Annotated in this window: 16 protein-coding genes; 10 read left to right on the top strand and 6 right to left on the bottom strand. The window is 36.2% G+C overall.

Annotation, left to right across the window (positions count from 1 at the left end; all coding sequences use genetic code 11):
• The coding region (locus AB3X49_RS11010) for a collagen-like repeat preface domain-containing protein (protein WP_367962029.1) at positions 1 to 552 on the bottom strand (552 nt) is incomplete at its 3' end.
• A gap of 117 nt (positions 553 to 669) precedes the next feature.
• Entirely contained in the window at positions 670 to 1,632 is a 963-nt protein-coding gene (locus tag AB3X49_RS11005; protein WP_002137832.1) for a tyrosine-type recombinase/integrase, read from the bottom strand.
• A gap of 113 nt (positions 1,633 to 1,745) precedes the next feature.
• Here AB3X49_RS11005 and spoVK point away from each other — a divergent pair, with 113 nt between their 5' ends.
• Entirely contained in the window at positions 1,746 to 2,702 is a 957-nt protein-coding gene (gene spoVK / locus AB3X49_RS11000; protein ID WP_002014481.1) for a stage V sporulation protein K, read from the top strand.
• Between the two features lie 31 nt (positions 2,703 to 2,733).
• Here spoVK and AB3X49_RS10995 read toward each other — a convergent pair whose 3' ends face one another.
• Positions 2,734 to 2,871, bottom strand: a complete 138-nt coding sequence (locus tag AB3X49_RS10995; RefSeq protein WP_170935205.1) for a hypothetical protein — start codon at positions 2,869 to 2,871, stop codon at positions 2,734 to 2,736.
• A 99-nt stretch (positions 2,872 to 2,970) separates the two neighbouring features.
• Positions 2,971 to 3,594, bottom strand: coding sequence for a trimeric intracellular cation channel family protein (locus tag AB3X49_RS10990; protein WP_367962026.1), 624 nt, complete (start codon positions 3,592 to 3,594; stop codon positions 2,971 to 2,973).
• A gap of 92 nt (positions 3,595 to 3,686) precedes the next feature.
• On the opposite strand from AB3X49_RS10990, the gene hflX reads away from it, so the two are divergent.
• From hflX to AB3X49_RS10955, 7 genes are all read left to right on the top strand, one after another.
• Positions 3,687 to 4,958 (top strand): GTPase HflX, encoded by a 1,272-nt coding sequence (gene hflX, locus AB3X49_RS10985; RefSeq protein ID WP_367962024.1) that lies wholly within the window; start codon positions 3,687 to 3,689, stop codon positions 4,956 to 4,958.
• Positions 4,951 to 6,222: a methionine gamma-lyase family protein gene (locus AB3X49_RS10980; RefSeq protein ID WP_367962022.1), complete on the top strand. Its 1,272-nt coding sequence runs from the start codon at positions 4,951 to 4,953 to the stop codon at positions 6,220 to 6,222. The genes hflX and AB3X49_RS10980 overlap by 8 nt, the downstream gene beginning before the upstream one ends.
• Before the next feature lie 173 nt (positions 6,223 to 6,395).
• Complete coding sequence (glnR, locus tag AB3X49_RS10975; protein ID WP_002014475.1) at positions 6,396 to 6,785, top strand: transcriptional repressor GlnR; 390 nt, start codon at positions 6,396 to 6,398, stop codon at positions 6,783 to 6,785.
• A 48-nt stretch (positions 6,786 to 6,833) separates the two neighbouring features.
• A complete protein-coding gene (gene glnA / locus AB3X49_RS10970) occupies positions 6,834 to 8,168 on the top strand; it encodes a type I glutamate--ammonia ligase (RefSeq protein ID WP_002014472.1) in 1,335 nt (444 codons plus the stop codon).
• A gap of 293 nt (positions 8,169 to 8,461) precedes the next feature.
• The gene (locus tag AB3X49_RS10965) at positions 8,462 to 8,785 is read left to right on the top strand and encodes a PadR family transcriptional regulator (protein WP_002066545.1); all 324 of its coding nucleotides are present in this window, start codon (positions 8,462 to 8,464) and stop codon (positions 8,783 to 8,785) included.
• The gene (locus AB3X49_RS10960; RefSeq protein WP_002128581.1) at positions 8,778 to 9,320 is read left to right on the top strand and encodes a DUF1700 domain-containing protein; all 543 of its coding nucleotides are present in this window, start codon (positions 8,778 to 8,780) and stop codon (positions 9,318 to 9,320) included. The genes AB3X49_RS10965 and AB3X49_RS10960 overlap by 8 nt, the downstream gene beginning before the upstream one ends.
• A complete protein-coding gene (locus tag AB3X49_RS10955; protein WP_367962019.1) occupies positions 9,321 to 10,124 on the top strand; it encodes a DUF4097 family beta strand repeat-containing protein in 804 nt (267 codons plus the stop codon).
• Between the two features lie 103 nt (positions 10,125 to 10,227).
• Here AB3X49_RS10955 and lexA read toward each other — a convergent pair whose 3' ends face one another.
• Positions 10,228 to 10,842: a transcriptional repressor LexA gene (lexA, locus tag AB3X49_RS10950; RefSeq protein WP_002087894.1), complete on the bottom strand. Its 615-nt coding sequence runs from the start codon at positions 10,840 to 10,842 to the stop codon at positions 10,228 to 10,230.
• A gap of 141 nt (positions 10,843 to 10,983) precedes the next feature.
• On the opposite strand from lexA, the gene AB3X49_RS10945 reads away from it, so the two are divergent.
• Positions 10,984 to 11,640, top strand: coding sequence for a YneB family resolvase-like protein (locus tag AB3X49_RS10945; protein WP_002128580.1), 657 nt, complete (start codon positions 10,984 to 10,986; stop codon positions 11,638 to 11,640).
• Positions 11,641 to 11,685: 45 nt separating this feature from the next.
• Positions 11,686 to 11,925, top strand: a complete 240-nt coding sequence (locus tag AB3X49_RS10940; protein WP_002014431.1) for a DUF896 domain-containing protein — start codon at positions 11,686 to 11,688, stop codon at positions 11,923 to 11,925.
• A gap of 40 nt (positions 11,926 to 11,965) precedes the next feature.
• On the opposite strand, the gene AB3X49_RS10935 is transcribed toward AB3X49_RS10940, so the two are convergent.
• Positions 11,966 to 12,461 (bottom strand): 5'-nucleotidase C-terminal domain-containing protein (locus AB3X49_RS10935; RefSeq protein ID WP_367962016.1); only part of this gene is annotated, 496 nt, incomplete at its 5' end.

Below are 12,461 nucleotides of genomic sequence, written 5' to 3'. Positions count from 1 at the left end.
AGTCACGCCCGTGTTACCTCTAGGTCCGGTCGCACCAGTAGCGCCCGTGTTACCTTGAGGTCCAGTAGGTCCAGTAGGTCCTCTGCCGAACGAAGCTGAATTAACTAGAGTAGTTTGTAACTCTGCAATTAATTTAAGGAGTTCTTGGAGTGTACAAGGATCAATTCGGAATAACTTTGTAATGTAAAGTAAATAATTAATTAAAATTTGAAGTTCAACAAATACAGCACTTGCTACGAATGTTGGATTTTTTAATATAGTTATTAAGTTTTTAATGATGGCTAATCCTTGTGCTTTCAGAGCGGAATTAGTGTCTAGTGAACAGATGAATTTGCTTAGTAGGTGCAATGTATCTATTAGATTCTCAATGTTTTTGGGAGATGGATTGGCGAAAAGTTTAGGGATTATTTTTATTAAATCGTTAATGATTGCACGGAATGTTCTAATTTGCGCTTTAGTAATTGGAATCGTTGGGGTAGTTGGAATTCGTCCAGCGCTAGTTGGAAAGCATGGATTGGAGTATTTATTTTGATTGTCGTTAAAGCGAGACATTAAATCTCTCCTTTCTAATAAGAATGTGAACGAAACTCATCATAGTAGATGCAGAGAGTAGTTAAATGGTCATAGTGAAATGGATTCTTTCGAGAAAAAAATAAAAAAAACGCCTTATTATAGGGCGTTTTTTTTATTTTCAGCATATTGATAATATCGCTTTAGTGAAATTTTTGATTTGAAGCCAACTAATTTTATGATTTCTGGCTCTGGGGTTTGTTTTTTTATTAGGCGTAAAATAAACGTGTTCCGGAAATGTTGTCCAGAAATGCCTTTACGTAAATTCGCTCTTGCTACTTCAAGTCGGATCATTTTTTGGATAGCGATTTCTGTTAGTGCTTTTGGTGCATCGTTTTCGTATACCCATCTGTATGTTCCGCGGTTAAAATCGAATGCAACAAACAACGGGTCATTACTATGGTATTTAGGACGAACTGGTTCTGGAATACTTTTATAATATGTGTACAGTTGTTTTTTGTCTTCGATTGCTAATGTGATTGTTCTTTCTACTCCTGCGGTTGCTGGAATAGAAAGTGTATTAGTTTCAAAATGAACGTGATGCATAGTTAATGCTGTAAGCTCTTGTAAGGATAGTCCGTAGTCGATTAATATACTTAAAATGGCGATATTACGATCCATTAATAATGGACGAACGGGACGTTGTTTTTCTGAAAGTCCTTCTAATGAAGTGACTATATGCTTTAATCTTTTTTCTTCATCGGATGAAATGAAATCTTCATTACGCAATGCACGGTTTGGTTGAATAGTAATTTCCATATTCTTCAATGGATTTGGAATGTTAAGAAAATGATGCATTCTATTTAATACAATAAATACACGATGCATTGTTTTCTCAGAGTAGTGTCGATTCTTTTTTAAGTCTGAAAAGTAATCTTCATAGTCTTTTGTACAAAGTGTTGCCCATATATTACTGGAAGGGAGCTTTTTGTTTTTTTCTAACCAATGTCCAAAATCTTCAATGTCATAAACATAACGTTTAATGGTTGAAGACTTTCGGCCTTTATTCAATAAAAAAATAGAAAAGGCTTGTATTGTATCATGGAATTCCGTTGTTTCCATAGTCCCACCACCTTGATTATTTCTTATATTATAGCAAACTTTTCTGAAAATAGGCATTTGCAAGAGGGACTGGAATAATAATATTTGGTGAGTGGATAAAATGAGGTGATTGTATGGAACAATCGATGCGTAAGAAAAATAACAATCAAATTAATATTGTATTAAACCATCGAAAGAAAATTTCGTTACCGGCATCAGAAAATAAAACGGTAATTTCAAGTGAAACCACTACTAAACATGAGATGTTGCAGAGAATTGAAGAAGAGATGGGAAAGCTTGTTGGGATGGATGAAATAAAAAAGATAATAAAAGAAATTTATGCTTGGATTTATGTAAATAAAAAAAGACAAGAGATGGGGTTGAAATCTGAGAAGCAAGTGCTTCACATGTTATTTAGGGGGAATCCCGGTACTGGGAAGACAACCGTTGCTAGAATGATAGGGAAATTGTTGTTTGAGATGAATATTTTATCGAAGGGGCATTTAGTTGAAGCAGAACGTGCTGATCTTGTGGGGGAGTATATCGGTCATACAGCGCAAAAGACGAGAGATTTAATAAAAAAGGCCATGGGAGGTATTTTGTTTATTGATGAGGCGTATTCTTTAGCGCGGGGGGGAGAGAAGGATTTTGGGAAGGAAGCTATTGATACACTTGTGAAGCATATGGAAGATAAGCAGCACGGTTTTGTATTAATTTTAGCTGGATATTCAAGAGAGATGAATCATTTTCTTTCATTAAATCCAGGGTTACAATCTCGTTTTCCATTTATTATTGAATTTGCGGATTACTCGGTAAATCAGCTGTTGGAAATTGGAAAGAGAATGTATGAGGAGCGTGAATATCAGTTATCTAAAGAAGCGGAGTGGAAATTTCGAGATCATTTACATGCGGTAAAGTATTCGTCGCAAATTACATCGTTTAGTAATGGGCGATACGTACGGAATATTGTTGAAAAATCGATTCGTACACAAGCTATGCGATTGTTACAAGAGGATACGTATGATAAATATGATTTAATTGGGATATCAAGTATGGATTTAATGCTTGAAGAGGAGACGCACAGTACGTAAACTGTGCGTCTGTTTTTATGCATAAGTTCGTTTACTCTTTTTTTGCTTTTTCTTGGTGAGTTTTATGAAGATGTTCCATTTTAGCGCTCTTTTCGTGCGCTGAATTTGGATCATGTCCAAATTGGTTTACTGAGCTTTTTTGAGCTCCTTTATTAACATGGTTTGTCATTTGCATTCACCTCGCTTTAAAAATTAGTATAAACATTATGTAAAGAAAAACTCGTTAGAAAAGAAAAACCTCTTTACGATATGTAAAGAGGTTAGATTGCTATTTATGCATTGAGCGCTCCTTTGTATCGATGCGTCTATGCGGTAAATGCCATTTGTAATGAATAGAAACCATGCGGAAGCAAACAATTAAAATGAATAAGGTGTATAGAGTCCAATCGCTAACGATGACTTTAGCGCCAATCAAAAAACCGGCTAAAATCGTCCAAAACGCATATACATCAGCTCGAAGGACGAGAGGTTTTCTACGTGCTAAAAGATCACGAATAATACCGCCGCCAATGCCAGTTAAAACAGCAGCTACAATTGTGGCGCTAATTGGTAAATTTAATTTTTGGGCGTATAGAGCTCCTTGTACGGCGAACGCTGATAAGCCGATGGCATCTGTGATGTTTTCCCACTTTTTCCAATGCTTAATTAATTTATTAGGAAAAAGAAAAATGATCGTCATTGATAATAGTGCGATTTGGAATAACATGTCTTGTTGCCAAAACGCGACGATTGGATAACCGATTAATAAATTACGAAGGGCACCTCCCCCAAATGCGGTTGCCATTCCTAAAATATATACCCCGAAAATATCATAATCCTCTTCCATTGCAACAATGGCTCCGCTTAGTGCGAAAGCGATTGTGCCTATGATACTAAAAATCTCCCATGCCATGAATTTTCTCCCCCGCTAACTAGATGAAATGTGCTTCCTCTGCTATTATATTAGAAGGTTTAAATTTCGAAAAGGATGAGTGAACATATTTGATGGAAGAAAAAGAAAAAATCATATTAGTTGGCTGTCAATTGCCACAAGATGATGATGAAAAATTTATGCATTCCATGAAAGAGCTTGCATCGCTAGCGAAAACTGCGCGAGCGGAAGTGTTAGTATCAACGACGCAAAAGCGCCCGAAGTTTCATTCGGCGACTTATATAGGAAAAGGTAAACTAGAAGAGCTTGCAGCGTTGACGGAAGAATTAGAACCAGCTGTTATTGTTTTTAATAATGAGTTAACACCAAGTCAAATTCGGAATTTATCTTCAGTATTAGATGCGAGAGTGATTGACCGAACGCAGTTAATACTAGATATTTTTGCGCAACGTGCGAAATCGAGAGAGGGTAAGCTTCAAGTAGAATTAGCTCAATTGCAATATACAATGCCGCGCCTTATGGGACAAGGTCTTGCTTTATCACGTCTTGGTGGTGGAATTGGTACAAGGGGACCAGGAGAGACGAAGCTTGAGACAGATCGTCGTCATATTCGATCTCGTATTGATGAAATAAAGAGACAACTTGCGGTTGTTGTGGAGCATCGAAAGAGATATCGTGAGAGAAGAAAAGATAATAAAGTGTTTCAAGTTGCGTTAATTGGGTATACAAATGCAGGAAAATCTACGTTGTTTAATAGATTAACGGAAGCTGATACGTTTGAAGAAAACTTATTGTTTGCAACGCTAGATCCGACGACAAGAAAGATGCCGTTACCTTCTGGTTATACAGTGCTTTTGACTGATACGGTTGGTTTTATACAAGATTTACCTACGTCACTAATTGCTGCTTTTCGATCTACGTTAGAAGAAGCTGGGGAAGCGGATGTTATTTTACATGTTGTTGATTCTGCAGATCCTAATTATGTAGGGCATGAGCAGACAGTAAAACAATTATTGTCGGACCTTGAAATTAATCGTATTCCTATTATTACGTTATATAATAAAAAAGATAAATTGCATCAAAACTTCATTCCATTTCCGAAAAGTGATTTCTTAATGACTAGTGCTTTTGAAGAAAGTGATTTATTGCGTATAAAAGAAGCGCTAGAAACGAAGATGAAGGAAGAAATGGATGATTATCAAGTGGAAATCCCTCCGAGTGAAGGTAGGTTATTAACGCTTTTAAAGACAGAAACAATATTAACTAAAATGGAGTTTCTAGAAGATAAATTTGTATATGATTGTACAGGGTATATATTTGCTCATTCATCGCTTAAGGGGCAATTAAAGAGATTTTTAGTGGAAGAAGGAGAAAATAATGTTTGATCGTTTGAAAAATGGAGAAAAAATTGCTCCAATTGTAAAAGAAGTAGAAAGTCAAATTACAGAAGTACATAAACATGTGGATGAAGTGATTGAGAGTAACCAATTTCGTGTATTAGAAAGTTTTCGTAAACACAAAATTAGCGATTCGCATTTTATTCCGACGACAGGTTATGGTTATGATGATATTGGTCGTGACACGTTAGAAAAAGTGTATGCTGATGTATTTGGGGCAGAAGCGGGTCTTGTTCGTCCGCAAATTATTTCAGGTACTCACGCAATTTCGACAGCTCTATTCGGTATTTTACGTCCAGGAGATGAACTGCTATACATAACAGGAAAACCATATGATACGTTAGAAGAAATCGTTGGTGTACGCGGAAAAGGTGTAGGCTCATTTAAAGAATATAATATTGGTTATAACGCAGTTCCGTTAACTGAAGAGGGATTTGTGGACTTTGAAGCTGTTGCAGCTGCGATCCATAGTAATACGAAGATGATTGGTATTCAGCGTTCAAAAGGATATGCTACTCGTCCGTCGTTTACTGTTTCACAAATTAAAGAGATGATTGCGTTTGTGAAAGAGATTAAACCTGATGTTGTTGTATTTGTAGATAACTGCTATGGCGAATTTATTGAAGAAGAAGAGCCATGTCATGTTGGTGCGGACTTAATGGCAGGCTCTCTTATTAAGAATCCTGGCGGTGGAATTGTTAAAACTGGTGGTTACATTGTTGGTAAAGAGCAGTATGTTGAAGCGTGTGCATATCGTCTAACATCTCCAGGAATCGGTGCGGAAGCAGGGGCATCTTTATACAGTTTGCAAGAAATGTATCAAGGTTTCTTCTTAGCGCCGCATGTAGCGGGACAAGCGCTAAAAGGTGCGATTTTTACAGCTGCATTTTTAGGAAAGTTAGGGATGAATACATCACCAGCTTGGAATGCACCAAGAACAGATTTAATTCAGTCTGTTCAATTTGATGATAAAGATCGTATGATTGCGTTCTGTCAAGCGATTCAATATGCATCTCCAATTAATTCTCATTTCACTCCATATGCAAACTATATGCCGGGTTATGAAGATGATGTAATTATGGCTGCGGGGACTTTTATTCAAGGTGCAAGTATTGAGCTGTCGGCTGATGGTCCGATTCGTCCGCCTTATGTTGCTTACGTGCAAGGTGGGTTAACTTATTCGCATGTAAAGATTGCGATTTGTTCTGCGATTGATGCGTTAATTGAAAAAAAACTATTAACAATTTCTTGAAGGAAAGCTGTCGATTTCGGCAGCTTTTTTCGTGTGAAAGTAATGATTTGTGCCATTAGAAAAAAATGAAAAAATTCACAAAAAAATCATGTAAGAAAAGCTAACATCTATTGACACTAAACATAACATGGTGTAAAATGAGAAACAGTTAAGGCGAAGGAGGAACTGAAACAATGAAAGAAGATAGACGTTCTGCTCCGCTGTTTCCAATTGGTATTGTAATGGATTTAACACAATTATCTGCACGTCAAATTCGCTACTATGAAGAGCATAATCTTATTTTTCCAACCCGTACAAAAGGGAATCGTAGATTATTTTCATTTAACGATGTAGATAAATTGTTGGAAATTAAAGATTTGTTAGATCAAGGCTTAAATATGGCCGGAATTAAACAAGTATTGCAAATGAAAGAAAATCAAACAGAAGCAGTGAAAGTAAAAGAAGAAACGAAAGAAATTTCAAAATCCGAGCTTCGCAAAATTCTTCGAGATGAACTACAACATACAGGTAGATTTAATCGGACCTCATTGCGACAAGGTGACATTTCAAGGTTTTTTCACTAAAGATAACTGATTCTGAAGGTGTTTAGAGGGACTAAGGAGGAATTTATAATGGCTAGGTACACAAAAGAAGATATTTTCCGTTTGGCGAAAGAAGAGAATGTAAAGTATATCCGTCTGCAATTTACGGACCTTTTAGGGGTAATTAAAAACGTAGAAATTCCAGTGAGCCAATTAACAAAAGCTCTTGATAACAAAATGATGTTTGATGGATCTTCTATTGAAGGTTTCGTACGTATTGAAGAATCTGATATGTATTTATATCCGGATTTAGATACTTGGGTAATTTTCCCTTGGACAGCTGAAAAAGGTAAAGTAGCTCGTTTAATCTGTGATATTTACAATGCTGATGGTACTCCATTTGATGGCGACCCACGTAACAACTTAAAGCGTGTGTTAAAAGAAATGGAAGCATTAGGATTCTCAGATTTCAATCTTGGACCAGAGCCAGAATTCTTCCTATTTAAAGTTGATGAAAAAGGAAATCCAACACTGGAATTGAACGATAACGGTGGATACTTCGACCTTGCGCCGATGGATCTAGGGGAAAACTGTCGTCGTGATATCGTTCTTGAACTTGAAGAAATGGGCTTTGAAATTGAAGCATCTCACCATGAGGTTGCGCCAGGTCAACATGAAATTGACTTTAAATATGCAAATGCAATTCGCTCATGTGATGACATTCAAACATTCAAGCTTGTTGTAAGAACGATTGCTCGTAAACATGGTTTACACGCAACATTTATGCCGAAACCATTATACGGTGTGAACGGTTCAGGTATGCACTGTAACTTATCACTATTTAAAAATGGTGAGAACGTATTCTTCGATCAAAACGGTGATTTACAATTAAGTGATGATGCTCGTCACTTCATCGCAGGTATTTTAAAACATGCGCCAGCATTTACAGCGGTAGCAAACCCAACTGTAAACTCTTACAAGCGTTTAGTACCTGGATATGAAGCTCCATGTTACGTAGCATGGTCTGCACAAAACCGTAGTCCATTAGTGCGTATTCCTGCATCTCGTGGTATTAGTACACGCGTAGAAGTACGTAGTGTTGACCCAGCTGCGAACCCATATTTAGTAATGGCTACATTATTAGCAGCAGGTCTTGATGGAATTAAAAATAAATTAACTCCACCAGCTGCAGTAGACCGTAACATCTACGTAATGACAAAAGAAGAGCGTGAAGAAGCAGGTATCGTTGACTTACCAGCAACATTAGCGCAAGCGTTAGTTACTTTACAATCTAATGAAATCGTATGTGGCGCATTAGGTGATCATTTACTTGAGCACTTCATTGAAGCAAAAGAAATTGAGTGGGATATTTTCCGCACGCAAGTTCACCAATGGGAACGCGACCAATATATGTCTCTATACTAAGAGAGAAAAAAGCCCTAATACTACGGTATTAGGGCTTTTTTTATTTGTGGGCAAATATAAAGGCTTGTGAAATGAATTGGATGGGTGCCCGCAAAAAGTCATGTGGATTATTTAAAATGCGTGCTAGCTATGAATGAAAATGTGGAAGTTGAAATATGGTGTGGATGTATTTAATTCGAAAATTAAGTATTGAAAAATATAGTACCTTGCAATAAATAATACTAAGTGGTATATTATGGATAAAATAGCTACCGTTTATTGAACAGTACTAAAATGAGAAAGGGGGATTGTCCTTGAACGTTCAGTTTAAAAAAGGTGTGTTAGAACTGTGTGTATTGGCACTTGTAAAACGTAAGGATTGTTATGGATATGAACTTGTTCAGCAAATCTCTAATAAATTTTTAATATCGGAAGGTTCTGTATATCCGTTATTACGTCGTTTAACGAAAGAGGGATATTTTCAAACGTATTTAAAAGAATCCACGGAAGGACCGCCCCGTAAATATTATCAACTAACAGAGCAAGGAGAGATGCAACTTACTTTATTAGTAACAGAGTGGCGTGATTTTGCTAAAGGTGTTCAAGAAATTATTGAAGGGGTGGAATGGGATGAGTAAAGAGCAGTTTCTTAAAGAATTATCAAGTCATCTTAGAAAGTTACCAGAAGAAGAGCGACAAGATATTTTATTTGATTATGAAGAGCACTTTCAGTTTGGGATGGAAGAGGGGAAAACTGAATCAGAAATAATAAAGGGACTTGGCTCTCCGAAAGTAATTGCGAAAGACTTACTTGCGATGTATCGATTTGATGAAATGAAAAAAGATCCGTCGACTTCAAATGTGACAAGAGCTGTCATGGCAGCGGTTGGACTTAGTTTGTTTAATTTTATTATTGTGTTAGGCCCGTTAGTTGCAATTATAGCTTTTATATTTTCCTTTTGGGTCGGTGGGATTGCTAGTGTAGTGACACCATTTTTCGTTATTGTAAAAGTATTTATGGGCACTTTTATATGGTTGGATCTTTTCGTTAGTATAACGTTTGTCGGAGTAGGTTTGTTGTTATGTATTGTAGCTTATTATAGTACGAAGTGGTTTAAAAGATTATGTGTACGCTATGTAGTCTGGAACTTCAAAATGATAAAAGGGGAGTAGATGATGAAAAAGATATTATTAGTAGCTATCGCTTGTATCATTATTGGAGTAATAGGGATTTCACAAACATATGAAAAAGCAGTACAAACTGCAGAGAAAGGAGATAAAGAGGACGTAATTAAAAACGAAACGCTAAAAAATGTAGAAGTTAAGTTAGATGCTGGAGATATTGTTGTCCAAAAATCTCCTGATTCCTCTTTTTATGTAAAGCAAAAAGGAGACGTAAGTAAACAGGAGATTCGTATTGCTGAAGATGGTGATACATTAAAAATCGTAGGGGAAATAGAAAAAGGTGTTTCATTTGATTTTTCATTTTACAATTTCGGATTTCAAACGCCTACATTGACTATATTAGTACCTGAACGTTCTTATCAAGAGATAAAAGTAAATTCATCCGCTGGACAAATAGAAATAAGTAATGTGAAAAGTGACCGCGTAAGTGTTGAAACACTCGCCGGAGAAGTGGATTTGAAACATGTAACAGCAAAGAGTGTGGAGGGGTCTACAAAAGCTGGTGAGGTGAATTTTAAAAAAGTAATAGGGAAAGTAACAGCAAAAACGGCTAGTGGGAATATAGATATTATTGATCATGATTCTAAATATGATTTAGAGGTAAGTTCAACTGCTGGAGATGTAGATATTACTTTATTGGAAAAACCACAAGATGCAGTTATAACTGGGCAAACTGCTGCTGGAGACGTGACAATTTTTAATGAAGACAATAAAAATATAACGATTGGTAATGGTAGTAAAAAGATTAGCGGTAAAACCGCTGCTGGAGATGTTACTATTGAAACGCGTTAATAATTAATGAAACGCATTCTTTTGAATGAACGGAAATCTATCAAAATATAAAAAGAAGATAATTACCTATATAAATAAGGGAATTATCTTCTTTTTATTATTTTTAATGTAAATCACGATATACGCCAATTACTTTTCCAATAACTGACACTTGTTTTAAAATAATAGGTTCTAGTGAAGAGTTTTCCGGTTGTAGACGGAAATGATCTTTTTCTTTATAGAAACGTTTAACAGTTGCTTCGTTATCTTCTGTTAAAGCAACTACAATTTCACCGTTGTATGCAGACTGTTGTTGGCGAACAACAACTAAATCACCATCAAAGATACCGGCTTCAATCATGCTATCTCCAGAAATGCGTAACATAAACACTTGATCTGCTCCAGCAACGATACTAGCTGGAAGTGGGAAGTGATCTTCTACACTTTCGACTGCTGTAATCGGTAAACCGGCAGTAACTTTTCCGATGATTGGAACTTGAATAACAGATTGTGTTTCTGTTCGGTTGTCACCTAAAATTTCAATTGCGCGTGGTTTTGTTGGATCGCGTCGAATATATCCCTTTTCTTCTAGTCGTGATAAATGTCCGTGCACTGTAGAACTAGAAGCAAGGCCGACTGCTTGACCGATTTCACGTACGGAAGGTGGATATCCTTTTTCTTGTACTTTTAGCTTAATAAAGTCGAGAATGTCTTGCTGGCGTTTCGTTAACTTTTCCATGTTTTCTAACACCTCGTTTTCTTTCATTTTTCTTATTATTAAGTATAACATGCGAAAAAACATTCTACAAACATAAGTTCGAACGAAAGGCAAATTTATGATACACTATAAGGAAAATATAGTGAGAAAGAAGGGTTCAAAATGAATGCAATTATTTATGCACGTGTGAGCACAACAAAAGAAGAACAGGAAACATCATTATTGCGTCAAAAAGATGAATTATTGCATTTAGCTGAGCGCTATCAAATGGATGTTACAAAGGTAATTGAGGAGCAGGCTAGCGGTTATACAATTGAACGTGATGGCATATTAGAAGTGCTAGATACAATTCGAGATGAACAAGTTGATGTACTACTTATACAAGATGAAACGCGTCTTGGTAGAGGAAATGCAAAGATTGCATTAATGCATTGTTTACATAAAGAGGGGATAAAAGTTTATACGCACACGCATAGTGGTGAATTACAGCTTTCAGATTCTGATTCGATGGTGCTAAATATAATTGGGATCGTTGAAGAGTATCAAAGAAAGATCCACAATTTAAAAATTAAACGTGGCATGCAAAGAGCAGTGGAGAAAGGATTTCGTCCAGAAAATAATTTGAAAAATCGTCATTTAAGCGTAGGACGTGAGAAAAAAGAAGTGCCAATTGAGGAAATTGTACGTTTGCGCCGGAATGAATTAACTTTTGAAGAAATTGCAGCAACACTTCGTGGTTTTGGTCATGATGTTTCAAAAGCAACTGTACATCGAAGGTATGTAGAATATACAAAGCAATTGCTTGATAAAGAGGACTAACTATTGTATGATAATAATCAGTTTTGAGTAGAAGGGGGATTCGAGATGCCAAGTCAAGAACTCATTGAACGCATTAACTTCTTAGCGAAAAAAGCAAAAGCTGAAGGCTTAACTGAAGAAGAACAACGTGAGCGCCAATCGCTTCGTGAACAATATTTAAAAGGATTTCGTCAAAATATGTTAAACGAATTAAAAGGAATTAAAGTCGTTAACGAAGAAGGCACGGACGTTACACCGGCGAAATTAAAAGCTTTAAAAAAGCAGGATAATGCAAAATTAAATTAAAAGATGGGCATAGCCCATCTTTTTTTATTTGTTAAAATTGTTATTTAATAACTTTCCAGTTTTCATTTTTCGTTGCTTCTATCCTTTTATGCTTCAATATATAGTTAGCGATAAGTTCAGACATATCTGTTGGTATGTCTTTTACTACTGGTTTATTTTGAAACATAAAGAAGTTCCCGCCACCGCTTGCACGATAATTATTCATAACAACGTCATATTCTTCATTCATATTAAGAGGAGCGCCTTTATACTGCAAAGACTCTACTCTCTCTCCAATTGGTTTTGAAATGTTTAATACATACGAAATCCCTTCCCACATATCGTAATTATAGTGTTGTGGTTTTGGTTCTATATAGGTAGGGTTTACGATGATGGTTCCATCTGCTTTTAATGTGAAATAAGAAGCAGAGAGTTCTAGAGCATCTTTTATATCCGCTCCGGTTATTCTAATTACTTTTAATGTATTTGGATAAATATAATTAGAAACGATGTCACGCATTGTTACATGTTTCGGGAAACCTGGAGATGTATTATGA

The organism is Bacillus sp. C30 (genome assembly GCF_040838255.1).
GTDB lineage: Bacteria > Bacillota > Bacilli > Bacillales > Bacillaceae_G > Bacillus_A > Bacillus_A mycoides.
This window is presented reverse-complemented; position numbering and strand designations above follow the sequence as displayed.

Bases quoted from the DNA above. Each gene is read 5' to 3' on its own strand.
- AB3X49_RS11005 (WP_002137832.1), bottom strand. From the start codon at position 1,632: ATGGAAACAACGGAATTCCATGATACAATACAAGCCTTTTCTATTTTT.
- spoVK (WP_002014481.1), top strand. From the start codon at position 1,746: ATGGAACAATCGATGCGTAAGAAAAATAACAATCAAATTAATATTGTA.
- AB3X49_RS10995 (WP_170935205.1), bottom strand. From the start codon at position 2,871: ATGACAAACCATGTTAATAAAGGAGCTCAAAAAAGCTCAGTAAACCAA.
- AB3X49_RS10990 (WP_367962026.1), bottom strand. From the start codon at position 3,594: ATGGCATGGGAGATTTTTAGTATCATAGGCACAATCGCTTTCGCACTA.
- hflX (WP_367962024.1), top strand. From the start codon at position 3,687: ATGGAAGAAAAAGAAAAAATCATATTAGTTGGCTGTCAATTGCCACAA.
- AB3X49_RS10980 (WP_367962022.1), top strand. From the start codon at position 4,951: ATGTTTGATCGTTTGAAAAATGGAGAAAAAATTGCTCCAATTGTAAAA.
- glnR (WP_002014475.1), top strand. From the start codon at position 6,396: ATGAAAGAAGATAGACGTTCTGCTCCGCTGTTTCCAATTGGTATTGTA.
- glnA (WP_002014472.1), top strand. From the start codon at position 6,834: ATGGCTAGGTACACAAAAGAAGATATTTTCCGTTTGGCGAAAGAAGAG.
- AB3X49_RS10960 (WP_002128581.1), top strand. From the start codon at position 8,778: ATGAGTAAAGAGCAGTTTCTTAAAGAATTATCAAGTCATCTTAGAAAG.
- AB3X49_RS10955 (WP_367962019.1), top strand. From the start codon at position 9,321: ATGATGAAAAAGATATTATTAGTAGCTATCGCTTGTATCATTATTGGA.
- lexA (WP_002087894.1), bottom strand. From the start codon at position 10,842: ATGGAAAAGTTAACGAAACGCCAGCAAGACATTCTCGACTTTATTAAG.
- AB3X49_RS10945 (WP_002128580.1), top strand. From the start codon at position 10,984: ATGAATGCAATTATTTATGCACGTGTGAGCACAACAAAAGAAGAACAG.
- AB3X49_RS10940 (WP_002014431.1), top strand. From the start codon at position 11,686: ATGCCAAGTCAAGAACTCATTGAACGCATTAACTTCTTAGCGAAAAAA.